The organism is Bradyrhizobium ontarionense, from assembly GCF_021088345.1.
Lineage (GTDB): Bacteria > Pseudomonadota > Alphaproteobacteria > Rhizobiales > Xanthobacteraceae > Bradyrhizobium > Bradyrhizobium ontarionense.
On the sequence record NZ_CP088156.1, the window covers coordinates 1,646,925 to 1,669,745 of the forward strand.

Below are 22,821 nucleotides of genomic sequence, written 5' to 3' on the forward strand. Positions count from 1 at the left end.
TCATGCCGTTCGTCGGCGCATCAAAGACACGCTGCGGCAATAACGCGGCCATCGCTCCCCGCCCCGCGTGTCGTGACGATCGCGCGCAACGCCCCTCCGTGCCGAGGCGGGATGCGGGCAGTAGAGCACGATTTCCGGAAAAGCGAAAGTGTTATTTCTGAAATAACGAAGCAACACATCCGAGCGCATGCCGCGATCTCGTCCGGCCTTCTTGGAGGGCCTCCGCTCAAGCCACGGAACCAAAACTGGGTTCCCCCGGCGAGGCTCCCCTGTGGGCACGACGGTTGCAGCACCCCTCAGGCACGGCTTGGCGAATCCTCGCCGCCCAGCACCTCCGTACCATTCCGGACCCGGGACTCGCCGGGCGGGCGGAGAGTCACCGGCGCGACCTGCCAAAATCGATAAATTCCATTAAAATTCAATATGTTAACTAGTTATCCCCAACCCGCTGTACAACCAATCAGATTCCTAATAGAGTCTAAAAAGTTACTTTTCTGTACATCGGTTACGGACTAGCTTTTAGGCATGGCGACGGAAAAAGCCGAGACTGACCGCATCCCCGTAACCCTAGCCCTGGCAACCATCGGCTATCTCGAAAAGCTCGTGAAACAGGGAACCCATGGCACCAGCGTTCCGGGTGTCTGCAGAACGTTGATCGAAGAAGGCATCCGGCTCGCCATCAAGGACGGGCTGCTGTCGATCCGCGACAACGGACGGGCGTAAACAGGGACACTTCAAGCGGAATAGTTTCGGACAGCCGTCGGCCAGGACGATCCAGGACGGATCAAACTTGGAAGCGACAACAATGCCCGCCGAACGACAGACTTTACCCACCTGGACCGAGGAACGGCTCCAGGCCCTGAAGCAGCACTTTGAGGCCGGGCTGACCTGCCGCGAGATCGCCGCCGAGCTCGGCGTCAGCCGCAACGCCGTGATCGGCAAGATCTCCCGCCTTTCGCTGACACGCGACAATGGCGGCGATTCCAGGCGCGTGGTCCGCGCCGAAACCACCAGGGACGGCGCACGCGGCCGCCCGGTGCCGAAGCTGCGCCGCCGCATCCTGCGCGCGGTGCAGAACGACCCGCCGCCTGTTATCGTCGAGGAGCCCGTCGGCACGGTCGTGAACGGCTGCTCGCTGTTCGAGCTCTCCAAGGAGCGCTGCCGCTGGCCAATCTCGACGCCCGGCGCCGATGATTTCTGCTTCTGCGGCTCCAAGCCGATCGACGGCCTGCCCTATTGCCCCAGCCATACGCGGATGGCGTATCGGGTGGCGTCGTCGCGGTGAAGCGAATTTGTGGACTAATTAGTTGTAAATGTAAATCGAATCGCGCCGCACAGACGCTGCACCCTCTCCCCTTGTGGGAGAGGGTGGAATGATCGAGCAAGGCTCGATCATTCCGGGTGAGGGGTCTCTCTCCGCACGGGCAGTCGTCGCGTGGAGACAAACCCCTCACCTGAGCGAGGATGACGCTGGCTTCAGTGTAGCCCTCTCCCACAAGGGGAGAGGGCGTAATCATGGGCGCCGAGGTGACAGCGCCTCCCGCTGCCGCTTGCGGGGCGCAGCACGAGAGCCGTCCCAACTATTAGCCGCCCTACCCTAGCTTCCACCCTGCCTCCTGCGCGAAGCGCTGGAAGAATTCCGGCTCGTAGGCCTGCTCGGGCGACTGGCGAACGCGCTGATCGAGCAGCTTGGCATCCTCGCCGACGAGGATGCGCCATTGCTCCGCCTTCACGCCGTCGAGGATGATCTTCGCCGCCTGCGCCGCCGTCGTCGGCGCGTCCTCGAGGAAGCTGCGGGCGCGCTCGCGGGCAGCGTTCTGGATGTCGTCGTCGCTCATGGCAGAGACGTCGATGCCCATGCCCTTCATGCGCTGGCGCGCCTGGCCGATCTCGGTCTCGCTCAACTGGTCGGACTCCGTTCCGCTCTGCACCTTGCGCGAGTTCGACACGATCGAGGTGCCGATATGGCCGGGCATCACCACCGAGCATTTGACGTGCGGCGCATTGAGGCGGAGGTCGTTGATCAGCGCCTCCGTAAAACCCTTCACCGCAAACTTCGCCGCGCTGTAGGCGGTATGCGAGACGCCCGGGCCGACCGAGGCCCAGAAGCCGTTGACGCTAGACGTATTGACGATGTGCGCCTCGTCGGCCTTCAGCAGCATCGGCAGGAAGGTGCGGACGCCGAGATAGACCCCGCCCCAGCAGATGTTGAAGGTGCGCTCCCACTGCTCGCGCGAATTGGTGAACAGGCTGCCGCCGCCGCCGATCCCGGCATTGTTGAACAGCAGATGGATCCTGTCGGTGGCCTGCTGCTCGGCGAGCTCGTCGCGAAAGCGCTGCAACTGCCCCTCGATCGACACGTCGGCGACGTGAGTGGTGACGCGCAGGCCTTGCGGCAGCTTCTCGGCCTCGCACAGCCGCTTGGTCTCGGCCATCGCTTCGACTGAGACGTCGCACATCGCGACGTTGCAGCCCTCGGCCACGAGCTGGCGCGCGAGCTCGCGGCCCATGCCCGTACCGCCTCCGGTGATCACGGCGATCCTGCCGGCAAAATCCTTCATCGGACGCATTTCCTTCCCTGCTGCGGGACGGCCAACGCCGCCCCGGCCACTTCCTCGTTCTCTTCGCGGAACGCAGTCCGAGCTTAGGGCGTTTCGCGGGCCTGACCAGAGGAGATGTCGGGGGTCCGCGTTGCAGCGCACGGCCTGAAGTTTTCATCCAGGGGTTGAACCTTGCGGGCGGGCGTCCGACTTACTCCGTGGGGAGGCAGGCTCGAGGAGGTTCGCATGGCGTACCAACAGGGGCACTGGCAAGATCAACACTGGCACGACCAGATGGTCGATCCGGCGGCAGCGGACGACGGCGCCTATGTGACGGGCTGGACGATCAGCGGGCTCGCCGTGATCGCCACCATCGTTGCGGTCTGGCTGCTCGGGATCTGACCCGTGCCGGAGATATGCGCGAACGAAATGCACCCCCGTGCCTGCCGGCACGAGGGCCATTGGGGCGTTGCGCTCCGCGGTCGAGGGCTCAGCGTCCGGTGCCCGTACCCGACGGCCCGGTCGGGGTCAGGGTCGAGCCGCTCGGCGACGGGTTGATCAGGCTGTTGCCGGACGGATTGACGCTGCTGTTCGCGCCCGCCGCGATGCCGCCGGCGTTGTAGTTGGGGTTGCCAGCGCCCAGACCCGTGGTGGTGCCCGGCGTGGTCGTGCTGCCGGTCGTCGCGCCCGACGTGGTCGTGCCGCCGACCGTCGAACCGCTGCCCGTGCTCTGGGCCATCGCGGCGCCCCCGGAAAAGGCCAGCGCGGCCGCCAAACCCACTGTGATCAGCTTCATGATGTCGTCCTCCTGTCAAAGACACGGGGACAAGCCCTTGAGCCAGCTCACGTTCCTGGAACTGCCCTGAGCCGGACGCAGGGCTGGGTGCGCCCCGCCGCCGGGCTCACCGGCGCTGCCAGGCGGGCGGAGCCTTGAGGTCTCGCGTGGCTGAACTCGTTGCATACAATTGAAGTCGATTGGTCAAAACATAGGCTACCCCGTCCCCAGAACGGCCTCTGTCCAATCCCAAGACAGCGCAGAGATCCCGATAAATCAGCGGCTTACCGATTTATGCCCAGCAACGCGGCCCTGGCACAAAGCTTGCGATAATTCCTCGGAGGCTCCGCCGTGCCGGCGAAGCCGAGATCACAGGGCGCGGGCAGACGGCCCGCCGAGGGAGCTCACCAATGGACTTTGGCAGGATTTCACGACGGCATCTGTTGCAGGGTGGCGCGGCGCTGACGCTCGGCGCAGCCGCGGGCCTGCGGCCCGCCTTCGCGGCCGACACCACGATCGGCTTCATCTATGTCGGCTCGCGCGACGACTACGGCTACAACCAGGCGCATGCGCAAGGTGCTGCGGCGCTGAAGAAGCTGCCCGGACTGAAGGTCATCGAGGAAGAGAAGGTGCCGGAGACCGACGCGGTCGAGAAGACGATCGAGTCGATGATCAATCTCGACGGCGCCACGCTGCTGTTCCCGACCTCGTTCGGCTACTACAATCCGCACATGATCAAGATGGCGGCGAAGTACCCGAAGCTGCGCTTCGAGCATTGCGGCGGCCTGTGGAGCGACAAGGACCCGAAGAACGCCGGCTCCTATTTCGGCTATATCGACGAGGCGCAGTACATCGCCGGCATCGTCGCGGGCTATACCAGCAAGAGCGGCAAGCTCGGCTTCGTCGCGGCGAAACCGATCCCGCAGGTGCTGCGCAACATCAACGCCTTCACGCTCGGCGCGCAGCTCGCCAATCCGAAGGCCACCACGCAGGTGATCTTCACCGGCGACTGGTCGATGCCGGTCAAGGAGGCCGAGGCCACCAACAGCCTGATCGACCAGGGTGTCGACGTGCTGACCTGCCATGTCGACGGCCCCAAGACGATGGTCGAGAACGCCGCGCGCCGCGGCGCCTTCGTCACCGGCTATCACGTCAACCAGTCGCCGCTCGCGCCCAAGGCCTATCTGACCGGTGCCGAATGGAATTGGGAGGCACTGTATCCGAAGTTCGTCAAGATGCTGGCCGCCGGCGAGAGCATCCCGAACTTCTATCGCGGCGGCCTCAAGGAAGAGGTGGTCAAGATCTCGCCCTATGGCGAGGCGGTGCCGGAAGCTGCGCGCAAGCACGCCGACGAGATCAAGGCCAAATTCCTCGGCGACGGCTACACGATCTTCAAGGGCCCGATCAAGGACAACAAGGGCAACACCGTGATCACCGCCGGCACCGAGCGCGGCCAGAAGGATCCAGAGCTGGAGAAGATGGACTACCTGGTCGAGGGCGTGATCGGAGCGACGTCATGACAACGGAGGCGGCCGATCCGGTTGATGCGGCCGCCATCGCGCCGGCCGCCGATCCAGGCTTCCTGCAACGCTATGGCGCGAGCATTGAATACATCCTGATCCCGGGCGCGGCGCTATCCGCCGCGCTCGCGATCTTCGGCATCTTCGTCGCGCTGTTCGGCAAGAACCCGCTCGACCTCTATTGGTACATGTATTACGGCGCGTTCGGCACCTGGTTCTCGTGGCAGAACACGCTGACGCGCGCGGCGCCGCTGATCCTGACCGCGCTGTGCACCGCCCTGCCCGCGCAATTGGGCATGGTGATCATCGGCGGCGAAGGCGCGCTACTGATCGGCGCGCTGTCGGCGACCTCGGCAGCGCTGGCGCTGCAGGGCCTGCCGCCGCTCATGGTGCAGATCGCGATGGTGATCGCCGGCATGACCGGCGGCGGATTGTGGATCCTGCTGTCCGGGGGCCTCCGCCAATATCGCGGGGTCAACGAGACCATCTCCAGCCTGCTGCTGGTCTACATCGCGCTCGCGATCCTCAACCATCTGGTCGAAGGCGCGATGCGCGATCCGGCCAGCCTCAACAAGCCGTCGACGCGCGAGATCGGCGCCGCCAACATGATCGGCAGCATTCCCGGCACCGACGTGCATTGGGGCCTGGTGTTCGGCCTGATCATGGCGGTCGCGGCCTATGTGCTGATCTATCACACCACCTTCGGCTTCGCTGCGCGCGTCGCGGGGGGCAACATCCGCGCCGCCAAGATCGTCGGCCTCTCCGTCGGCAAGCTGATCCTGACCGTCTGCTTCCTCGCCGGCGCCTGTGCCGGCCTTGCCGGCATGGTCGAGGTCGCCGCCGTGCAGGGCCGCACCAACGCCAACCTCGCCGTCGGCTACGGCTTCACCGGCATCCTCGTGGCGTTTCTCGCCCGGCAGAATCCGCTCGCCATCATCCCGGTGGCGATCCTGCTCGGCGGCATCAATGCCTCCGGCGGCCTGTTGCAGCGCCGGCTCGGCCTGCCCGACGCCTCGGTGCAGGTGCTGCAGGGCATCATCTTCATCTCGGTGCTGGCGAGCGACGCGCTCTACGGCCGCATCGGTTTTCTCCGGGGAAAGTCGTGAGACATGGCTGACGGCAACATCGGACTCTGGACCGTGCCGCTCGCGGTGCTCGGCGGCGCCATCCGCGTCTCCACGCCGTTCCTGTTCGTGAGCCTCGGCGAGTGCATCACCGAGCGCTCGGGCCGCATCAATCTCGGCCTCGAGGGCACGCTGGTGATGGGCGCGATGAGCGCCTATGGCATCTCCTATCTCTCGGGATCACCGTGGCTGGGCGTGCTCGCCGCCGGCCTCACCGGCGCGCTGTTAGGAGCCCTGCATGCCGGCATCTGCTCGCTGCCGCGCGTCAACGACGTCGCGGTGGGAATCTCGCTGATGCTGTTCGGCACCGGCCTCGCCTTCTTCCTCGGCAAGCCGCTGATCGAGCCGACGGCAGCACGGCTGCCCGCGATCGATTTCGGCTGGTGGAGCGACATTCCGCAGCTGCGCGCGGCGCTGCGCATCAACGTGCTGTTCCTGCTCGGCGTCGTGCTCGCGCCGCTGTTGCTATGGGCGTTCAAAACCACGCGCTGGGGTCTGCTGATCCGCACCGCCGGCGAAAGCGCCGACGCCGCGCGCGCGATGGGCCACTCGGTGCTGATGATCCGGCTGCGCGCCACTATGGCCGGCGGCTTCCTCGCCGGCATCGGCGGCTCGTTCCTGTCGCTGTTCTATCCCGGCAGCTGGAACGAGGGCCTGTCCTCCGGCCAGGGCATCACCGCGGTGGCGCTGGTGATCTTCGCGCGCTGGGACCCGATGCTGTGCCTGTGGGCCTCGCTCGCCTTCGGCGGCGCCGCGGCGCTGGGACCGGCGCTGCAATCAGTCGGCGTCACCTCCGGCTATCATCTGTTCAACGCCGCGCCCTACATCCTGACGCTTCTCATCATGATCATCACCTGCTCGCCGAAGCGCACCTTGAGCGGCGCACCGGCCGAACTGTCCATCACGCGGTGATAGGCAGTTGCTCATGAGGAAAGAAACTGGAGCGGGCACCTCCTTCCCGGCCATCCTTCGAGACGGCCGCCTTCGGCGGCCTCCTCAGGATGAGGAGTCTTTGCGCGGCAACATGCTCACCCTCATGGTGAGGAGCGTCGCACTTGCGACGCGTCTCGAACCATGAGGCCGGAGATGGCGCGGCGACGCAAAGCACTGCCGATAGCTTTGGACCTTAAGGGAGACCACACATGACCGCGCGCACCATCCGCTCCGAGCCCTATGCCTGGCCCTATAACGGCGATCTGCGCCCCGAGAACACCGCGCTGATCGTGATCGACATGCAGACCGATTTCTGCGGCGTCGGCGGCTATGTCGACAAGATGGGCTACGATCTCTCTTTGACGCGCGCGCCGATCGAGCCGATCAAAAAACTCCTGACGGTGATGCGCGCGCAAGGCTTCACCATCATCCACACCCGCGAGGGCCACCGCACCGACCTCTCCGACCTGCCCGCCAACAAGCGCTGGCGCTCGCAGCAGATCGGCGCCGGGATCGGCGATCCCGGCCCGTGCGGCCGCATCCTGGTGCGCGGCGAGCCGGGCTGGGAGATCATCCCCGAGCTGGCGCCGGCTCCGGGCGAGATCGTGATCGACAAGCCCGGCAAGGGCTCGTTCTGCGCCACCGATCTGGAGCTGATCCTGCGCCTGCGCGGCATCGACAATATCGTTCTCACAGGCATCACCACCGATGTCTGCGTCCACACCACGATGCGCGAGGCCAATGACCGCGGCTTCGAATGCGTGCTGCTGTCGGACTGCTGCGGCGCGACCGATAAAAGCAACCACGATCACGCACTGAAGATGATCAAGATGCAGGGCGGTGTGTTCGGCGCGGTCGCGACCTCCACCGCCTTGATCGAGGCGCTGTCGTGATCGGGGACAGTCCAACGCCAGCGGATGCATTCGGCGTCGAGGCCATCGCGATGACGATGCGCTTCGGCGCGTTCACCGCGCTCGACAATGTCGAGCTGAAGGTCAAGCCCGGCTCGTTCCACGCGCTGCTCGGCGAGAACGGCGCCGGCAAGTCGACCTTGGTCAAATGCATCATGGGCTATTACCGCCCGACCGAGGGCGACGTGCTGATCGGCGAGCGCGAGCGCGAGATCAACAACCCCAGGGACGCGCACGCGCTCGGGCTCGGCATGGTCTATCAGCACTTCACGCTGGTGCCGGCGATGACGGTGGCCGAGAACCTGGTGCTGGCGCGCGACGACGTTCCGCCCGTGGTCAACTGGAGCAAGGAGAAGCATGACCTCGAAGCCTTCCTGTCGCGCATGCCGTTCCGCGTGCCGCTCGATGCAAAAGTGTCGGACATCTCCGCCGGCGAGCGGCAGAAATGCGAGATCCTCAAGCAGCTCTATCTGAAGCGGCGCTTCCTGATCCTGGACGAGCCGACCTCGGTGCTGACGCCGGGCGAGGCCGACGAGGTGCTGGGCATGCTGCGCCAGATGGTGGAGTCCGGCGAGTTGACCATCCTGATGATCACCCACAAATTCCGGGAGGTCATGGCGTTCGCCGACGAGGTCACCATCCTCCGCCGCGGCAAGCTCGCCGGCCGCGGCAAGGTCTCGGAGCTCACGCCAGACGACATGGCGCGGATGATGATCGGCGCCGAGCAGCTCACCGTGCAGCCGGCGCGCACCGGCGAGGCCGGCACCGTCAGGCTCGAGGTGAACAAACTTGTGGCACGCGACGATGCCGGCGGCCTCGCCGTGCATGATCTGTCGCTCACCGTGCGCGCCGGCGAGATCGTCGGCATCGCCGGCGTCTCCGGCAACGGTCAGCGCCAGCTGGTCGAGGTGCTCGCCGGGCAGCGTGAGGCCGAGAGCGGTGCTGTCCGTGTCTCCGGCGAGGCCTATTCCGCCAGCCGCGAGGAGATGCGCCGCCACAAGATGTCGCTGCTGCCCGAGGAGCCGCTGAAGAACGCCTGCGTCGGCGGCATGAGCGTCGCCGACAACATCGCGTTGCGCGAATTTGATCGTGCCCCGTTCGCCCGCGGCGGTTGGTGGCTGAACAAATCCGCCTTCCGCCAGGACGCCACCACCAAGATCGGCCGCTACAAGATCAAGACCCGCACGCCGGACACGCCGATCGCGTCGCTGTCGGGCGGCAACGTGCAGCGCGCGGTGCTGGCGCGCGAGCTCGGTCACGACGTCGAGGTGCTGATCGCCGCCAATCCCTGCTTCGGCCTGGACTTCGCGGCGGTGGCGCAGATCCATGCCGAGATCATGGCCGCCCGCAACCGCGGTGCCGCCGTGCTGCTGGTCAGCGAGGATCTCGACGAGCTGCTCGAATTGTCCGACCGCCTGGTCGTGATGTTTCACGGCCAGCTGGTCTACGAGACCCGCGCCAGCGACGCCGACCTGACCGAAATCGGCCGCCACATGGCGGGGCATTGAGCCGCATCGGCGCGAGCCACCTCAACGGGTTCAAGACAAATTCACCACTCTGAGGTATCATCTGCCTCAGTCGATCGTGCGCGGTCGCCGCTGGCGATTTCGCCCGGCTATTTTTGCTTTTTTGTTTCAATCCTTTAATCGACAGGTCGATCTCATGAAGGCCTATTTCATCGGCGGCGGCATCGGCTCGCTCTCAGGCGCAGCATTCATGATCCGCGACGGCGGCGTGTCCGGGCGCGACATCACCATCTTCGAGAAACGCCTTCCCTATGGCGGCAGCCTGGACGGCGCCCGCCTTGCGGACGGCTCCTACTCGATGCGCGGCGGCCGCATGCTGACGACCGAGCAATACGAATGCACCTGGGACCTGCTGTCGACCATTCCGAGCGATTCCAGGCCGGAGGAGAACATCCTCGCGGAGACCGTCGCCTTCAACGAGCTTCACGTCACCCATGCGCAGGCGCGGCTGGTCGACATCAACCGGCACAAGGTCGACGTCTCCACCATGGGCTTCTCGATGCAGGATCGCATCGAGATGACCAGGCTCACCGAGGCCTCCGAGGAGAAGCTCGGCAACTCGCTGATCTCAGACTGGCTGTCGCCACCGTTCTTCACGACCAATTTCTGGTACATGTGGCAGACGACCTTCGCGTTCCAGACCTGGCACAGCGCGGTCGAGTTCAGGCGCTACCTGCGCCGCTTCATGAACGAATTCCCGATGATGGACACGCTCGGCGGCGTCAAGCGCACCGTCTACAATCAGCACGATTCGATCGTGATGCCGCTGGTGCGCTGGCTCGAAGGCCACGGCGTCAATTTCGTCGGCGGCGCCACTGTCGAGGACATCGAGATCGCCACTACCGACGGCCGGCACCGCGCCACGCGCCTCGCTTTGACGCAGGACGGTGCGCAACGCACGATCGACCTCGCCGCCGACGACCTCGTGTTCTACACGGCCGGCTCGATGACCGATGCGACCAGCCTCGGCAGCCATGACACCCCGCCCAAGCAGCTCACCAAGGACGACAGCCACGGCTGGACCCTGTGGGAGAAGCTCGCCGCAGGCCGGCCCGAATTCGGCAACCCCGCCATCTTCAACTCCTGCATTCCGGAATCGAGCTTCGAGTCGTTCACGGTGACCTGCCGCAACGCGCGCTTCTTCGATGCGATGCAGAGTTTCAGCGGTAACGTCGCCGGCACCGGCGGGCTCGTGACGTTCAAGGATTCGAACTGGCGGATGTCGATCGTGCTCTACACCCAGCCTTACTTCCCCAACCAGCCCGACACCATCAAGATCTTCTGGGGCTACGGACTCTATCCCGACCGCATCGGCAATTTCGTCGGCAAGCCGATGTCCGAATGCAACGGCGCCGAGATCCTGAAGGAGCTGTGCGGACACCTGCGCTTCCCACTCACGATGTTCGAGGATGCCACCTGCGTGCCGTGCTGGATGCCCTACATCATGAGCATGTTCATGCCGCGCAGCTACGGCGACCGGCCGCTACCGGTACCGCTCACCTCGCGCAATCTTGCCTTCATCGGGCAGTTCGTCGAACTGCCGGAGGATGCCGTGTTCACAATCGAATATTCGGTGCGCGCGGCGATGCACGCAGTCTATCAGTTGCTGAAGATCGACCGCGCCATTCCGCCGGTGACGCCTTATGACAAATCGCTGAAGGTCCTGCTGCAGTCGGTGGTGAAATCCTTCGCTTGACCACACGCGCGAGATCGTGATCGTCCGACGTTCTGCACTTGATCTGAATCAGTTCCGCCAGGGAACGCGGACGCTAAGCCCAGGATCGTAACAATCGATCCGGGTGAACCAGTATGAAGGCGTATTTCATCGGCAGCGGCATCGGCGCTCTCGCCGGCGCGGCATTCCTGATCCGTGACGGCGGCGTCGCGGGAGGCGACATCACGATCTTCGAGAAGCACCTGCCCTATGGCGGCAGCCTCGATGGCGCGCGGTTGCCGGACGGCTCCTATTCGCTGCGCGGCGGGCGCATGCTGACCACCGATCACTACGAGTGCACCTGGGATCTGCTCTCGACCATCCCTGGCGGCGGCGATCCCGGCAAGACCGTGCGCGACGAGACGCTCGCCTTCAACAAGGCCCATGTCGCGCATTCGCAGGCGCGTCTCGTCGACCGCAACCGGCACACGGTCGACGTCTCCAGCATGGGCTTCTCGATGCAGGACCGGCTCGAGCTGGTGAAGCTGACCGAAGCGTCCGAGGACAAGCTCGGCAACTCCCGCATCACCGACTGGCTGTCGCCACCGTTCTTTTCGACCAATTTCTGGTTCATGTGGCAGACCACCTTCGCGTTTCAGCCGTGGCACAGCGCGGTCGAGTTCAAGCGCTATCTGCACCGCTTCATGAACGAGTTTCCGCGCATCGAGACGCTCGCCGGCGTCAAGCGCACCGTGCTCAATCAGTACGACGCGATCGTGGTGCCACTGGTGAAATGGCTGCAGGGCCATGGCGTCAATTTCGCCGGCGGCGTCGATGTCACCGACATGGAGATCGCGACCGAAGCCGGCAAGCACGTGGTCAAGCGGCTGACGCTCGCGCGCAATGGCAAGCCGGAGACGATCGCGCTTTCGAGCGACGATCTCGTCTTCCTGCAGAACGGCTCGATGACCGATGCGACCAGCCTCGGCACGCAGGATGCGCCGCCGCCGCGGCTCACCAAGCAGGACAGCCAGGGCTGGACACTGTGGGAGAAGATCGCGCGCGGCCGCCCCGAGTTCGGCAATCCCGCCGCGTTCAACTCATCGATCCCGGAATCCTGCTGGGAGTCCTTCACCGTCACCTGCCGGAACCCGCGCTTCTTCGACGCGATGGAAACCTTCACCGGCAATGCCGCCGGCACCGGCGGGCTCGTCACCTTCACCGAGTCCAACTGGCTGATGTCGGTCGTGCTGTATAACCAGCCGCATTTCACCGACCAGCCCAAGGACGTGCAGGTGTTCTGGGGCTACGCGCTGCATCCCGACCGCATCGGCAATTTCGTTGGCAAGGCGATGGCCGATTGCGGCGGCGCCGACATCCTCAAGGAACTGTGCGGCCACCTCAACTTCGATCTCTCGGTGTTCTCCGAGGCGACCTGCGTGCCGTGCCGCCTGCCCTACATCACCAGCATGTTCATGCCGCGCAGCCGAAGCGACCGTCCGCTGCCGGTGCCGGCGAACGCCAAGAACCTCGCCTTCGTCAGCCAGTTCGTCGAGATCCCCGACGACGTCGTGTTCACGGTGGAATACTCGGTGCGCGCGGCACAGATGGCGGTCTACCAGCTGCTCGGCATCGACAGAGCCATCCCGGCGATCACGCGCCACGACAAATCGTTCCGCGTGCTGATCGAGACGGTGGAGAAGGCGTTCGCGTGAGCGGGAAGGTCCGGCCCGCGCCAGCAAACAACTACGCCCGGATCAGTTCGATCCGGGCGTCCGTCGCATCTCATAAGGTGGAATGGCGTCTCTATGCACCATTGCGTGAATTGATCAGTAGCCAAGCAGCGCCAGACCAACCCAACTGACCGCGAACAGCGAAACGACCGACGTTGCAGCGGCAAAAACGGACAGTGAGACTATCAAAGTCTTGAGGACCATACGCGCCTCCTTCAACGATAAAAGCAGCACCTCGGGATAACCCCGATGTCGACCTGAAATTTCCTGAGAACCGACTCCGCATCGAGCCGAATGTCAGGTTGGTGCGCGTGCGCGCGGAAAGGTTCAATGCAAGGGTGTGGTGGACCGCGCTGGCTCATGCACGGTGTCAACGGTCATGGTCCGGCCGCGGTTCCCGGATGGAACGCTCTCAGATTGGCCGGAGGCATGACGAATGCGTGTGCTGTTGCAGCGCCGGCTATGGATCGACGGCCGTAACCACCCAGAATGAAGCCGGAACCATGACGCCCTGGCCCCTGGCATAACGCCCGAGGACCTTCTTCACTGCAGCGGTGGCCGCTTCGACAGCCTCGGCTGGCTGCCCGGCCACGGCACGGCCGGCGGGACCAATGGCGAGCGCGGTTTGCACCGCGCCATCGAGACCGCCACCTGCGGCGAGATCCAGGTTGATATCGCAGCGCTCCAATCGGACGCGCCGCAGCCCGGCGTCGGTCATGACCTTCTCGATCCACTCGCCCGCACCAAACGCAAAATCGTCGGGCGCATGCGGCCGCAACCCCGGCAGCTTCGGCACATGCTCATAGGCGGCCTGGAGCGGCTCCAGCGCCCAGGGATTGTCGCGCAGCTCGCCCCAGCAGGCGAAGGCCGTGCGGCCCTCCGAGCGCAACGCGTTGCGGATGTTGAGGACGGCACGCACGGGATTGGCGAAGTACATGACGCCGAGGCGCGAGATCACGACATCGGCGCTCGCGGCCTTGAAGTGATGGACCATCGCGTCGCCCTGGACGAAGCTGACCGGCGCATCGGCCGGCGCGGTCTCATGGGCGCAGGTCAGCATGGACGCCGAGACGTCGAGGCCGAGCACGCTGCCGCCAGCACCCACCTTCTCGGCCGCCGCGATCAGAGTCGCACCGCAGCCACAGCCGATGTCGAGCACCCGCTCGCCCTGGCGGATCGCGGCGCGTTCCAACAGCGCCTCCTGCACCGGCGCCAGCATCGCATCCAGCGCCTCGCGCCGCTCGACCCAGCGCGCGCCACCCGGGCCGTTCCAGAAGGCGATCTGCTCGGCGTTCTCGAAATGGCCGAACGAGGTGTCGGTGACGGCGGCATCCATGGCGAACTCTGCGGGCATTATGAAATGAAAAACGAGCGCCGGCGCAAACGAGCGCCGGCAGCCCGGGAGCACAGTTTAGGGGGCGGTTACCAACTTGGAAAGCCGGTCGCCCTGAAGATACCCTTCAATCCAGCGGCCATGCCGCGCAGACCACGGGCCTCAACCGCCGACAATGGCGCCCAGCGGCGGCGCAGGAGGCCGAAGAGCGGCACTTGTCGTTTCGGTTGAAACATTGGAAGGTTGAACGGTAGATTTTGCGAAACCGCGGGCTTTGGGCGATGTTGGCAGAATGGAAAGTAAGGCTCGGCCAACCGAAGTTCGCTGCACCCCGGCTTGCTTCCTTGCAGGCGGCGTCGCCAAGCAACGCTCATTCGCCAGAAACAATTGGAATTTTCGTAGCGCTTTGGTGCGGCCGCGACATGTTCGACTTGTCGACAAATAGCGGCGAGTGGCTATCGTATGGATTTCGCATCGGAGAAATAAGGGTGGATGTGAAGGGGGGATTCATCTCGCCCCAAGGTCGGTTCAAGCTGGAGTTCTGCAGGGAAAAGATAGATCAAACCGCCAGCCGCATTGCGGCCCGTGGGGGTCCTTCGCGACGAACGCTTAGTGCCTCGCTCAAACAAGATCAAATATCTCGAGGATCACAAGTCTACGAAGAGAAGCGCGGCGAGTTTTTCAGGGTGGTGTGGCGCGTTGCGGACGCTGGCCACAACACCTGGAAAGTCTTTGGAGACGGCCTCAATGCTGAAAATGTTCTAGAGCACAAGATCATCGGAGATGACCCCCTCTTCTTTGTCGAACCAAACGATGACGCCGATGAGGTAAGGGTCACGGTAAGCTATTTTGGTGATCTTTTTGGCCTATGGATCGACGAACAGGCTGGAGCAGCCAAATTGAATGGCTCCGAAAGCGGGCTAAGAACGAAACAAGCAATTTGCGCTGCCGTCCTAGCGAAATCTCTGAGAACGTCAGACGATTCGCAGGGCGAACGTTTCGTTCTACTCTGTCAGCAGAGATTGATAGCCACACGAGTCAGATAGGGGCAATCAATGAGTCTTACAGAGAAATCTCGGACGACCATTCGCGCAGTCATGAGTTCGAAATTGAGCAGCTTCTCAAGCCTGGCAGCGTTGGCGGGACTCGATAGATCGACAGATTTTCGCTGCATAAACCTTTCCCACGTCGATTTTCAAGGGTCGGATCTAAAAGGGTTCGATTTCACCGGTGCTGATCTCAGTTGGACCAATTGGGTGGGTGCCCAGTATGATAGCACAACGATCGTCAACGGCGCTCTGATGGAGGGGGCGATTGGATTCTCTCGCAGTCAGCAGAAGCGAAATCAAAAGCCACTTCGCAATCTCAAATCGAACCGTCAGACGACACTGGGTTCTCAAACCTCTGTCACCGGCGTAGGCGTTCATTCTGGTGCGCCCGTCAGCCTGACTATCGGCCCCGCTCCGATCAATACGGGTTTCCTTTTTGTTCGGACCGGTCTCGACGGCGGCGATCGACGGGTGCGAGCCTCTGCGAAGTCCGTGATCGCTACCGAGTTTGCCACCGTTGTTGGCGACCGAACCGGCCCCCTAGTCTCAACCGCAGAGCATGTATTGGCAGCGCTCCTTGGGATGGGAGTCGATAACGCCACTATCGAAGTCGACGGCCCCGAAGTTCCGATAATGGACGGGAGCGCGGCTGCCTTCGTCGCAGCGATCGATACCGCCGGCATTGTACCGCAGAAGGCCCTCCGTCGCTTCATTGAGGTGTTGAAGCCTGTACACGTGGCTATCGGCAACTCCCGTGCAGAGTTCCAGCCCAACTCGACCGGCTTACGTGTTGAGGTTGAGATCGATTTCCCCAACCCCGCAGTAGGTCGCCAGACCTATCATTTCGATCTTACGCCGCAGAGCTTCCGGCGTGACATCGCGCGCGCCCGAACCTTCGGATTCATGAACGACGTAGCGAGGCTGTGGAGCAACGGCTTTGCATTGGGTTCTTCCTTTGAGAATTCGTTGGTCTTCGATGAGGATCGACTATTGAACCCAGAAGGGCTGCGCTACTCTGACGAATGCGCGCGCAACAAGGTGCTAAGCACAATCGGAGATCTGGCTCTTGCAGGACTGCCTTTGCTCGGCACATATCGCTCTGTGCGCGGTGGCCACAAGTTGAACCACGCTGCGCTGACGGCGCTATTGGCTGACCGAACGGCTTGGCGGGTCGTAGACGCGGTGAGGCAGCCGAGCAGCGTTGCCTTTGCAAGGCATAATGGAAACCTGGAAGAAAAGCTTTCCCGCTGACTTAGGCAAGAGCGGCAGCCCAATTCAAATCACTATAGCCTGCCGCGTTAAGTTCCTGCAGGAGCTTTGATTTCCAGCCGCCATGGTCATCCATTGATGTGTAGATCAGACCTGCAAAGTCCGATGGCATATCAACATCACCTTTGACCAAGGCGCACACTTTTTCGCGTCCTAGCCGGCCCGCAAACCAAAACATCTCACCGATCACATTTTGACGCGCTCTTGGAAACAGACGAGGTTCAGTTGGCGGCGCGACTGCCAAGCCACCGACATCATCGGGCGTCGCAATCACTACGGCGAAGCCTGCAGCGGCACCGTGCTTCTCGAACTTCTCGATAACCGTCTTACCGTTATTCGGTTGCTCATGCAGGATAATTGGCTTCAGGCCCGCACGCTCGACAACACGCGCCACCGCCTCTTTGGCGGCCTCATCGCGACCATGCACGATAAACACTTCTTTGTTGGGATTCCCAGGAGTAACCAAACCGCTGATCGAACTGGTCTGGTCGATGGAAGCAAACTCAAGGTGCTCCTTCAAAGAATCTACTTCGCCTTGCAACGTAGCGACCGCTATTTGGCGGCCACTATCAATTCCTTTCTGAATCTCATGAGCTGGCGTAGATATGAGTTCACCAAAACCAAAATCTAACGTGTATGAGGTGTGATCAAGGTGAGCGGCCGATATCAGGCGGGCGTATTGCTCGCTGCGCTCGCCGAAGACGTTGGCCAGGGTCGACGCGATCCTTTTTTCAATCTGGATGACGAGCAGGTCAGTTCCACTGGAAATCGTGGAGACATCCAGATCGTTCAACTCCCTTATTCTGGCCTGAAGGCGCTCGATTGCGGCCCGCTGTTCCGCGACAGTCAAAGTCTTGGATTGGTGTATCGGCCCCGTTGACCGCTTTGCAGCCATCGACCACCTGCAAATGTCCTGTGAACTCTGAGGAAATTTCACCGCCGGATCCAGATTACCTGGACCGGTTAAAAATGGTCGGAGCGGCGGGATTCGAACCCACGACCCCTAGTCCCCCAGACTAGTGCGCTAACCGGGCTGCGCCACGCTCCGATGGCCGATCCTCTAGCCGTGATCGGGGCGGGATGCAAGGCACGGCGGCAGGGTTTCGTGGGGGACGGCGTTGAGGGACGCTTGCGGTCTGCCGAGCCTGCTCCCTCAAACTTCTTTCATCGCCCGGTCCAGCAGCGCGCGGCAGTCGAGCAGGGCCTTGAGCACGCCTTCGAGCTTGTCGCGCTCCTCCGGCTTGATGCCGGCGCGGGCGGGCGGGCCGACCCGGAAGGTATCGAGGATATCGTCCTCGGTGTCGACGAAACGGAAATCGATGCCCTCCTCGTCGGAGGCCTCCTCTTCCTCGTCCTCGGATTCGACCTCAGCCTCCCCGACGGGCTCCTCTTCCATCAGGGCCTGGCCGAGCGTCTCCTCCAGCGCGCCGAACGAGACGGCGGCGGAGCTGTCGGCGAGCCCCTGGACCGACTTGACGCCGTGCTCCTTGAGGATCCGCTGCACGCCCTTGATCGTGTAGCCTTCGCCATAGAGCAGGCGGCGAATGCCCTTGAGCAGGTCGACGTCGTCGGGCCGGTAATAGCGCCGGCCCCCGCTCCGCTTCATCGGCTTGATCTGGGCGAACCGGGTCTCCCAAAACCGCAGCACGTGCTGCGGAATGTCGAGCTCCTGCGCGACCTCGCTGATCGTCCGAAACGCATCCGGCGCCTTGTCCAAATGCCCGTTCCCCTTCGATCGTGCTGACAAGAGATTAGGAGATTACGCTGAACGCCATTGGACGACTTGACCAAATCGACTTAAGCAAAATCGACGCCGCATCGCGGCGAAGCCGCGCGGCGGCCCCGCTAATCCGGCTCGGCGCCGAATTCGGCGCTGGCCTCGCCATTCATGCCCTGAACGGCCTGCCCGTTGATGCGCTGCTTGAGAATCGCCGACGGCTTGAACACCATCACCCGCCGCGGCGAGATCGGCACCTCCGTGCCCGTCTTGGGATTACGTCCGATGCGCTGACCCTTCTTGCGCACCATGAACGATCCAAACGACGACAATTTGACCGTCTCGCCCCGCTCGAGGCAGTCGGTGATTTCCTTCAAGACCAACTCGACGAACGCCGAGGACTCTGTCCGCGACAGTCCCACCTTCTGGTAGACCGCCTCGCAGAGATCGACGCGTGTCACTGTTTTTCCGGTTCCCGCCATCGCCTGCCCCACACTCACGGCGAATAATTCGCTCCGGAAATTAAGAGGTTAAGCGGCGACGGTCAACAGCAGCGTGAACCGAACTGCAGGCCGTATCGAAGATCTCCCGCCCGATCGACGGCGCGCGTGGGGCTCACCAGCGCAGCAGCGCCGAGCCCCAGGTGAAGCCGCCGCCCATCGCCTCCAGCAGCACGACGTCGCCCTTCCTGATACGGCCGTCCTTGACGGCGACGTCGAGCGCCAGCGGAATCGAGGCTGCAGAGGTATTTCCGTGCCGATCGACCGTCAACACGACCTTGTCGGGCGCGATGTGCAGCTTGTGCGCCGACGCATCGATGATTCGCTTGTTGGCCTGATGCGGCACGAACCAGTCGATCGTCTCCGCGGACAGACCGGTCGCCTCGAAGGCGTCGACGATCACGTCGGTGATCATGCCGACCGCGTGCTTGAACACCTCGCGCCCTTCCATCCGGAGATGGCCGACGGTCTGCGTCGACGACGGACCGCCGTCGACATAGAGCTTGGCCTTGTGGCGGCCGTCCGAGCGCAGATGCGTGGTCAGCACGCCGCGATCCGCCACTGTGCCCGGCTGCTCCTGGGCCTCCAGCACCAGCGCACCGGCGCCGTCGCCGAACAGCACGCAGGTGGTGCGGTCGTTCCAGTCGAGGATGCGCGAGAAGGTCTCGGCGCCGATCACCAGCGCGCGCTTGAAGGCGCGGCTGCGCAGGAAGTTGTCGGCGGTGGCGAGCGCAAACACGAAGCCCGAGCAGACCGCCTGCACGTCGAAGGCCGCGCCATGGGTGATGCCGAGCCCGTTCTGCACCGCGACCGCGGTCGCAGGGAAGGTGTTGTCCGGCGTCGAGGTGCCCAGCACGATCAGGTCGATCGATTGCGGATCGACATCGGCTGCGGCAAGCGCTGCGCGCGCGGCATTGATCGCGAGATGCGAGGTGAACTCGCCGTCGGCTGCGACATGACGCTCACGAATCCCGGTGCGCTGAACAATCCATTCGTCTGACGTCTCGATGCGGCTTGCCAGTTCAGCATTGGTCACGACCCGCTGCGGGAGGTAGGAGCCACAGCCGAGCACGACCGAACGTATTGTCACGAGACAGCCTCCTGGGCGACGGGTACGGACGCCAGTGCGCCGCCGTCGCGATTGAGTGTTTGATTGATCTTGGTCAGGAGATCGTAGCGGGCCATCTCATAGCCAACCCTGACAGCCGAGGCAAAGCCCTCGGCGTCGGTTCCGCCGTGACTCTTGACCACGATGCCCTTGAGGCCGAGCACCACGCTGCCGTTGGATTTGCGCGGGTCGAGCCGGGCGCGGAGGGCGGCAAAGGCGCCACGCGCGAACAAATAGCCGATCCGGGCGAGCCAGCTTGCCTGGATCGCACCCCGCAGGAATTCCGTGACCTGGCGCACCGTTCCCTCGGCCGTCTTCAGCGCGATGTTGCCGCTGAAGCCTTCAGTGACGACCACGTCGGCCGCGCCCTTGCCGATGCCGTCGCCCTCGACGAAGCCGATATAGTCGAGCTGCGGCAGGTTCATCGCGCGCAACTGCTCGGCCGCTTCGCGGATCTCCTCGTGGCCCTTCATCTCCTCGACGCCGATGTTGAGAAGACCCACCGTCGGGCGCGGCTTGTTGAACAGCACGCTCGCCAGCGCGCTGCCCATCACCGAGAGCGCCACCAGGTGGCGGGCATCGCCGCCGATCGTGGCACCGAGGTCGAGCACGACCGATTCGCCACGCGTGGTCGGCCAGATCGCGGCCAGCGCCGGCCGGTCGATGCCGTCGAGCGTGCGCAGGCAGAAGCGCGCCATCGCCACCAGCGCGCCCGTGTTGCCCGCGGAGATCGCGACATCGGCCTCGCCCTTCTTCACCGCCTCGATGGCCAGCCACATCGACGACGTCTTGCGTCCCCGCCGCAGCGCCTGGCTGGGCTTGTCCTCGTTGCTGACGGCGACGTCGGTGTGAATCACGCGCGAGACTGCCTTCAAACGCGGATGCCGGTCGAGCTCTGCGCCGATCCGGGCACTGTCGCCGAACAGCAGAAACTCCGCATCCGGATGGCGGCTTAGTGCAGCGGCGGCACCGGGAATGACGACGGCCGCGCCGAAATCCCCGCCCATGGCGTCCAGCGCGATTCGAACCTTTTGAGGCATGACGTCCCGGAAACCTGATCTCGTCTTGGCCGTGTCTTGCACGGCCGTGGTGTGGCGGTCGTTGAGAGGCACTGCGCGGCCCGTGGACAGGCCAGAGGCCAGCCGAGCCTTGTCGTTGCCCCCGACCGGGCGCGACAATAGCGTCTCTCCGTGTCGAAACAACCTCCCGGCCTCACCCGATTTTTCAACCGCGGTTGCCACGGCACTCCAACGGGGGCGCATTTTTCATAGCAAAAACAGTAGCCTGCGGGGAAATTACGAGACTTCCTGCCAGGATTGGCCGTATCCCGCTCAGCCCAGGACGCACTCAATCCCCGCCAGATTTCTTCGGCCGGACCACATTCGGAGCCTCGCCACCACCGGATTTGAACACCTTGAGCGCGGCAAAGGGATGGGCGTCCGGGTCTGCGGCCTCGCCGGGCTGCTCGAACACCGCTCCCGGCTTGCGCGGATAGGGATCGATCCCCAGAAACAGCGCGTCGGCGGCGAGCCGGCCGAGGTCGATCTGGCCGCCCACGATCGGCTCCGGCGGATCGGCCGTCTCGGCCTCGATGTCGGGATTGTCCTCGACGAGCTCGGCAAGCTCGGGAATCTGCTCCGGCGGCGCAAACAGCTGGTCGATCGGCTCGTCGATCTCGGTCTCGATCGGATCGAGCGTCACCACGCAGGTCTGGCCGATCCTGGCCCGCACCCGCCCCTCGACATGCACCTTGCCGTCGCGCTGCTGAACCACGTCGAACCAGGCATGGGCCGAGACCACCTCGCGCAGATCGGCGAGCGTGGCCATCGCCGCGCGCGCGGCCTGATCGGCCTCGATCTCCCGATGCAGCCCGGCTTCGGGAATCTGCGCCACGATCACCGGGGCCGTGCGCCATGGATCCTTCGATGAATCCCGGGCCGGGGTGTGCGAAGGGTCTCTGTCTTTATCTTTGTCTTTGCTGCTCATGTCGCTAATCCCTGCTGAACCGGCGGCGGGAAGGTCCAGGCCGCACCGAGCAGCCTCTTGTCGTCGAGGGCGGCGAGGCTCGCCGCAACCCGGCCCGCATAGGCGGCCAAGCCTGCGGCGCTGTCCGGATGCGCTCCGTTCAAGATATTCTTCCGCAGCGCCTCCGCCAGCCGGTCGTCGCTCTCCGACCAGGCAAGATCGTAGGCCGCCGTACGGCCATAAAAGGCCTCGCCGAACGCCTGCATGCGCTTGGGCACGGCGAGATCGCCGACACCCATCTCGCGCAGATTGTCGTCCATGTCGTCGCAGAAGCGGTCGAACAGCGCCTGCGACAGTTCCGATCCCACTCCGCGCAGCCGCCGCAGCACCAGCCAAAGGTGCAGAATCAGCAGATCGAACCGCCCCTCGACCGTATCCGGGACATTTAAGTGTCTATAGAACAACGGTTCTCGGGTCTGCGCCACGATCATGCCATAGATCGGCTCGATGGTCCCGCGCGGGGAAAAGTGAGGCTTCTTGAATTGGTTGAATGGCCAGAGCATGGAGCTTCCGCGGCTTAAGTTTCCCGACCCTGTTCGGGAGCATGTTGCAATCCGCAAGTTTGCCCGGTACGTCAACGCCCTGCCCGACGCAAGGGGACGGGGATCCGATCTGAAGAAGATGACCCAGACAATGCGAAAGACTGCCCGCACGCTCTCCCGTGGCCTGAGCACCCGTCTGCGCACCGCCGGTGTGATCGCGCTGACCTGCCTCGCGCTCGCCGCCTGTACCGGCGAGCAGTTCCAGAAGGGCTACATCCTGCCGCCCGGCGCGCTCGAGCAGATCCCGATCGGCGCGAGCCAGGACCAGGTGCTGATCGTGATGGGCACCCCGTCGACGGTCGCGACCTTGGACGGCGAGGTATTTTATTACATCTCGCAGCGTGCCGAGCGCCCGGTCGCCTTCATGAACCAGAAGCTCGTCGATCAGCGCGTCATCGCGGTCTATTTCGACAAGAACCGGCAGGTCCGCCGGCTGGCCAATTACGGCATGAAGGACGGCAAGATCTTCGACTTCATCAGCCGCACCACGGCGACCTCCGGCCAGGAGCTCAGCTACCTGACGCCGCTGTTCAAGCTGCTCAGCTTCAACTGATCGACCTCG

At 63.8% G+C, this 22,821-nt stretch carries 23 protein-coding genes, 1 tRNA gene and 1 pseudogene; 14 read left to right on the forward strand and 11 right to left on the reverse strand.

Annotated features, from left to right (window positions below; all coding sequences use genetic code 11):
* Positions 1–525 precede the first annotated feature (525 nt).
* Complete coding sequence (locus tag LQG66_RS07360) at positions 526–723, forward strand: hypothetical protein (RefSeq protein WP_006614936.1); 198 nt, start codon at positions 526–528, stop codon at positions 721–723.
* Between the two features lie 82 nt (positions 724–805).
* A complete protein-coding gene (locus LQG66_RS07365) occupies positions 806–1,285 on the forward strand; it encodes a GcrA family cell cycle regulator (protein WP_231324908.1) in 480 nt (159 codons plus the stop codon).
* A 307-nt stretch (positions 1,286–1,592) separates the two neighbouring features.
* Here LQG66_RS07365 and LQG66_RS07370 read toward each other — a convergent pair whose 3' ends face one another.
* Positions 1,593–2,561: an SDR family NAD(P)-dependent oxidoreductase gene (locus tag LQG66_RS07370; RefSeq protein WP_231324910.1), complete on the reverse strand. Its 969-nt coding sequence runs from the start codon at positions 2,559–2,561 to the stop codon at positions 1,593–1,595.
* 225 nt (positions 2,562–2,786) lie between these two features.
* Here LQG66_RS07370 and LQG66_RS07375 point away from each other — a divergent pair, with 225 nt between their 5' ends.
* Positions 2,787–2,942, forward strand: a complete 156-nt coding sequence (locus tag LQG66_RS07375) for a hypothetical protein (RefSeq protein WP_231324912.1) — start codon at positions 2,787–2,789, stop codon at positions 2,940–2,942.
* An 88-nt stretch (positions 2,943–3,030) separates the two neighbouring features.
* Here the strand turns inward: LQG66_RS07375 and LQG66_RS07380 are convergent, their stop codons facing one another.
* On the reverse strand, positions 3,031–3,336 hold the full coding sequence (locus LQG66_RS07380) for a hypothetical protein (RefSeq protein ID WP_231324914.1): 306 nt from the start codon (positions 3,334–3,336) through the stop codon (positions 3,031–3,033).
* A gap of 389 nt (positions 3,337–3,725) precedes the next feature.
* Here LQG66_RS07380 and LQG66_RS07385 point away from each other — a divergent pair, with 389 nt between their 5' ends.
* The 7 genes from LQG66_RS07385 (at position 3,726) to LQG66_RS07415 (ending at position 12,698) form a co-directional block, all read left to right on the forward strand.
* Positions 3,726–4,835 carry a BMP family ABC transporter substrate-binding protein gene (locus tag LQG66_RS07385; RefSeq protein WP_231324916.1) on the forward strand — a complete coding sequence of 370 codons (1,110 nt, stop codon included), beginning with the start codon at positions 3,726–3,728 and terminating at the stop codon, positions 4,833–4,835.
* On the forward strand, positions 4,832–5,941 hold the full coding sequence (locus tag LQG66_RS07390; protein ID WP_231324918.1) for an ABC transporter permease: 1,110 nt from the start codon (positions 4,832–4,834) through the stop codon (positions 5,939–5,941). Before LQG66_RS07385 ends, LQG66_RS07390 begins: the two co-directional genes overlap by 4 nt.
* A 3-nt stretch (positions 5,942–5,944) precedes the next feature.
* Positions 5,945–6,871 carry an ABC transporter permease gene (locus LQG66_RS07395; RefSeq protein ID WP_231324920.1) on the forward strand — a complete coding sequence of 309 codons (927 nt, stop codon included), beginning with the start codon at positions 5,945–5,947 and terminating at the stop codon, positions 6,869–6,871.
* Between the two features lie 230 nt (positions 6,872–7,101).
* Positions 7,102–7,785 carry a biuret amidohydrolase gene (gene biuH, locus LQG66_RS07400; RefSeq protein ID WP_231324922.1) on the forward strand — a complete coding sequence of 228 codons (684 nt, stop codon included), beginning with the start codon at positions 7,102–7,104 and terminating at the stop codon, positions 7,783–7,785.
* Positions 7,786–7,835: 50 nt separating this feature from the next.
* Positions 7,836–9,311 carry an ABC transporter ATP-binding protein gene (locus LQG66_RS07405; RefSeq protein ID WP_231324924.1) on the forward strand — a complete coding sequence of 492 codons (1,476 nt, stop codon included), beginning with the start codon at positions 7,836–7,838 and terminating at the stop codon, positions 9,309–9,311.
* A 121-nt stretch (positions 9,312–9,432) separates the two neighbouring features.
* A complete protein-coding gene (locus LQG66_RS07410) occupies positions 9,433–11,025 on the forward strand; it encodes an oleate hydratase (protein WP_256460607.1) in 1,593 nt (530 codons plus the stop codon).
* Positions 11,026–11,138: 113 nt separating this feature from the next.
* The gene (locus LQG66_RS07415) at positions 11,139–12,698 is read left to right on the forward strand and encodes an oleate hydratase (RefSeq protein ID WP_231324928.1); all 1,560 of its coding nucleotides are present in this window, start codon (positions 11,139–11,141) and stop codon (positions 12,696–12,698) included.
* A gap of 478 nt (positions 12,699–13,176) precedes the next feature.
* Here LQG66_RS07415 and LQG66_RS07420 read toward each other — a convergent pair whose 3' ends face one another.
* The gene (locus tag LQG66_RS07420) at positions 13,177–14,052 is read right to left on the reverse strand and encodes a class I SAM-dependent methyltransferase (protein WP_231324930.1); all 876 of its coding nucleotides are present in this window, start codon (positions 14,050–14,052) and stop codon (positions 13,177–13,179) included.
* 278 nt (positions 14,053–14,330) lie between these two features.
* Here LQG66_RS07420 and LQG66_RS07425 point away from each other — a divergent pair, with 278 nt between their 5' ends.
* The 3 genes and pseudogenes from LQG66_RS07425 to lpxC all read left to right on the forward strand — a co-directional run bounded on the left by LQG66_RS07425 (position 14,331) and on the right by lpxC (position 16,349).
* Positions 14,331–15,095, forward strand: a complete 765-nt coding sequence (locus tag LQG66_RS07425) for a hypothetical protein (RefSeq protein ID WP_231324932.1) — start codon at positions 14,331–14,333, stop codon at positions 15,093–15,095.
* 51 nt (positions 15,096–15,146) lie between these two features.
* Positions 15,147–15,290 (forward strand): annotated as a pseudogene (locus LQG66_RS07430) (pentapeptide repeat-containing protein); the annotation flags it as partial.
* Positions 15,291–15,362: 72 nt separating this feature from the next.
* Positions 15,363–16,349, forward strand: a complete 987-nt coding sequence (gene lpxC / locus LQG66_RS07435; RefSeq protein WP_425601331.1) for a UDP-3-O-acyl-N-acetylglucosamine deacetylase — start codon at positions 15,363–15,365, stop codon at positions 16,347–16,349.
* A 1-nt stretch (position 16,350) separates the two neighbouring features.
* On the opposite strand, the gene LQG66_RS07440 is transcribed toward lpxC, so the two are convergent.
* The 8 genes from LQG66_RS07440 to LQG66_RS07475 all read right to left on the reverse strand — a co-directional run bounded on the left by LQG66_RS07440 (position 16,351) and on the right by LQG66_RS07475 (position 22,220).
* A complete protein-coding gene (locus tag LQG66_RS07440) occupies positions 16,351–17,160 on the reverse strand; it encodes a TIR domain-containing protein (protein ID WP_231324934.1) in 810 nt (269 codons plus the stop codon).
* 177 nt (positions 17,161–17,337) lie between these two features.
* Positions 17,338–17,415: transfer RNA gene (locus LQG66_RS07445), tRNA-Pro, on the reverse strand.
* A 105-nt stretch (positions 17,416–17,520) separates the two neighbouring features.
* Positions 17,521–18,084, reverse strand: a complete 564-nt coding sequence (locus LQG66_RS07450; protein ID WP_231324936.1) for a MerR family transcriptional regulator — start codon at positions 18,082–18,084, stop codon at positions 17,521–17,523.
* 128 nt (positions 18,085–18,212) lie between these two features.
* Positions 18,213–18,566, reverse strand: coding sequence for an integration host factor subunit alpha (locus LQG66_RS07455; protein WP_231327719.1), 354 nt, complete (start codon positions 18,564–18,566; stop codon positions 18,213–18,215).
* 133 nt (positions 18,567–18,699) lie between these two features.
* Complete coding sequence (locus LQG66_RS07460; RefSeq protein WP_231324938.1) at positions 18,700–19,674, reverse strand: beta-ketoacyl-ACP synthase III; 975 nt, start codon at positions 19,672–19,674, stop codon at positions 18,700–18,702.
* A complete protein-coding gene (gene plsX, locus LQG66_RS07465; RefSeq protein ID WP_231324940.1) occupies positions 19,671–20,732 on the reverse strand; it encodes a phosphate acyltransferase PlsX in 1,062 nt (353 codons plus the stop codon). Before plsX ends, LQG66_RS07460 begins: the two co-directional genes overlap by 4 nt.
* 307 nt (positions 20,733–21,039) lie before the next feature.
* Positions 21,040–21,678, reverse strand: coding sequence for a YceD family protein (locus LQG66_RS07470; RefSeq protein WP_231324942.1), 639 nt, complete (start codon positions 21,676–21,678; stop codon positions 21,040–21,042).
* A complete protein-coding gene (locus tag LQG66_RS07475; protein ID WP_231324944.1) occupies positions 21,675–22,220 on the reverse strand; it encodes a ubiquinol-cytochrome C chaperone family protein in 546 nt (181 codons plus the stop codon). Before LQG66_RS07475 ends, LQG66_RS07470 begins: the two co-directional genes overlap by 4 nt.
* A gap of 130 nt (positions 22,221–22,350) precedes the next feature.
* On the opposite strand from LQG66_RS07475, the gene LQG66_RS07480 reads away from it, so the two are divergent.
* Positions 22,351–22,812, forward strand: a complete 462-nt coding sequence (locus tag LQG66_RS07480; protein WP_231324946.1) for an outer membrane protein assembly factor BamE — start codon at positions 22,351–22,353, stop codon at positions 22,810–22,812.
* The last annotated feature ends 9 nt before the right edge of the window (positions 22,813–22,821 follow it).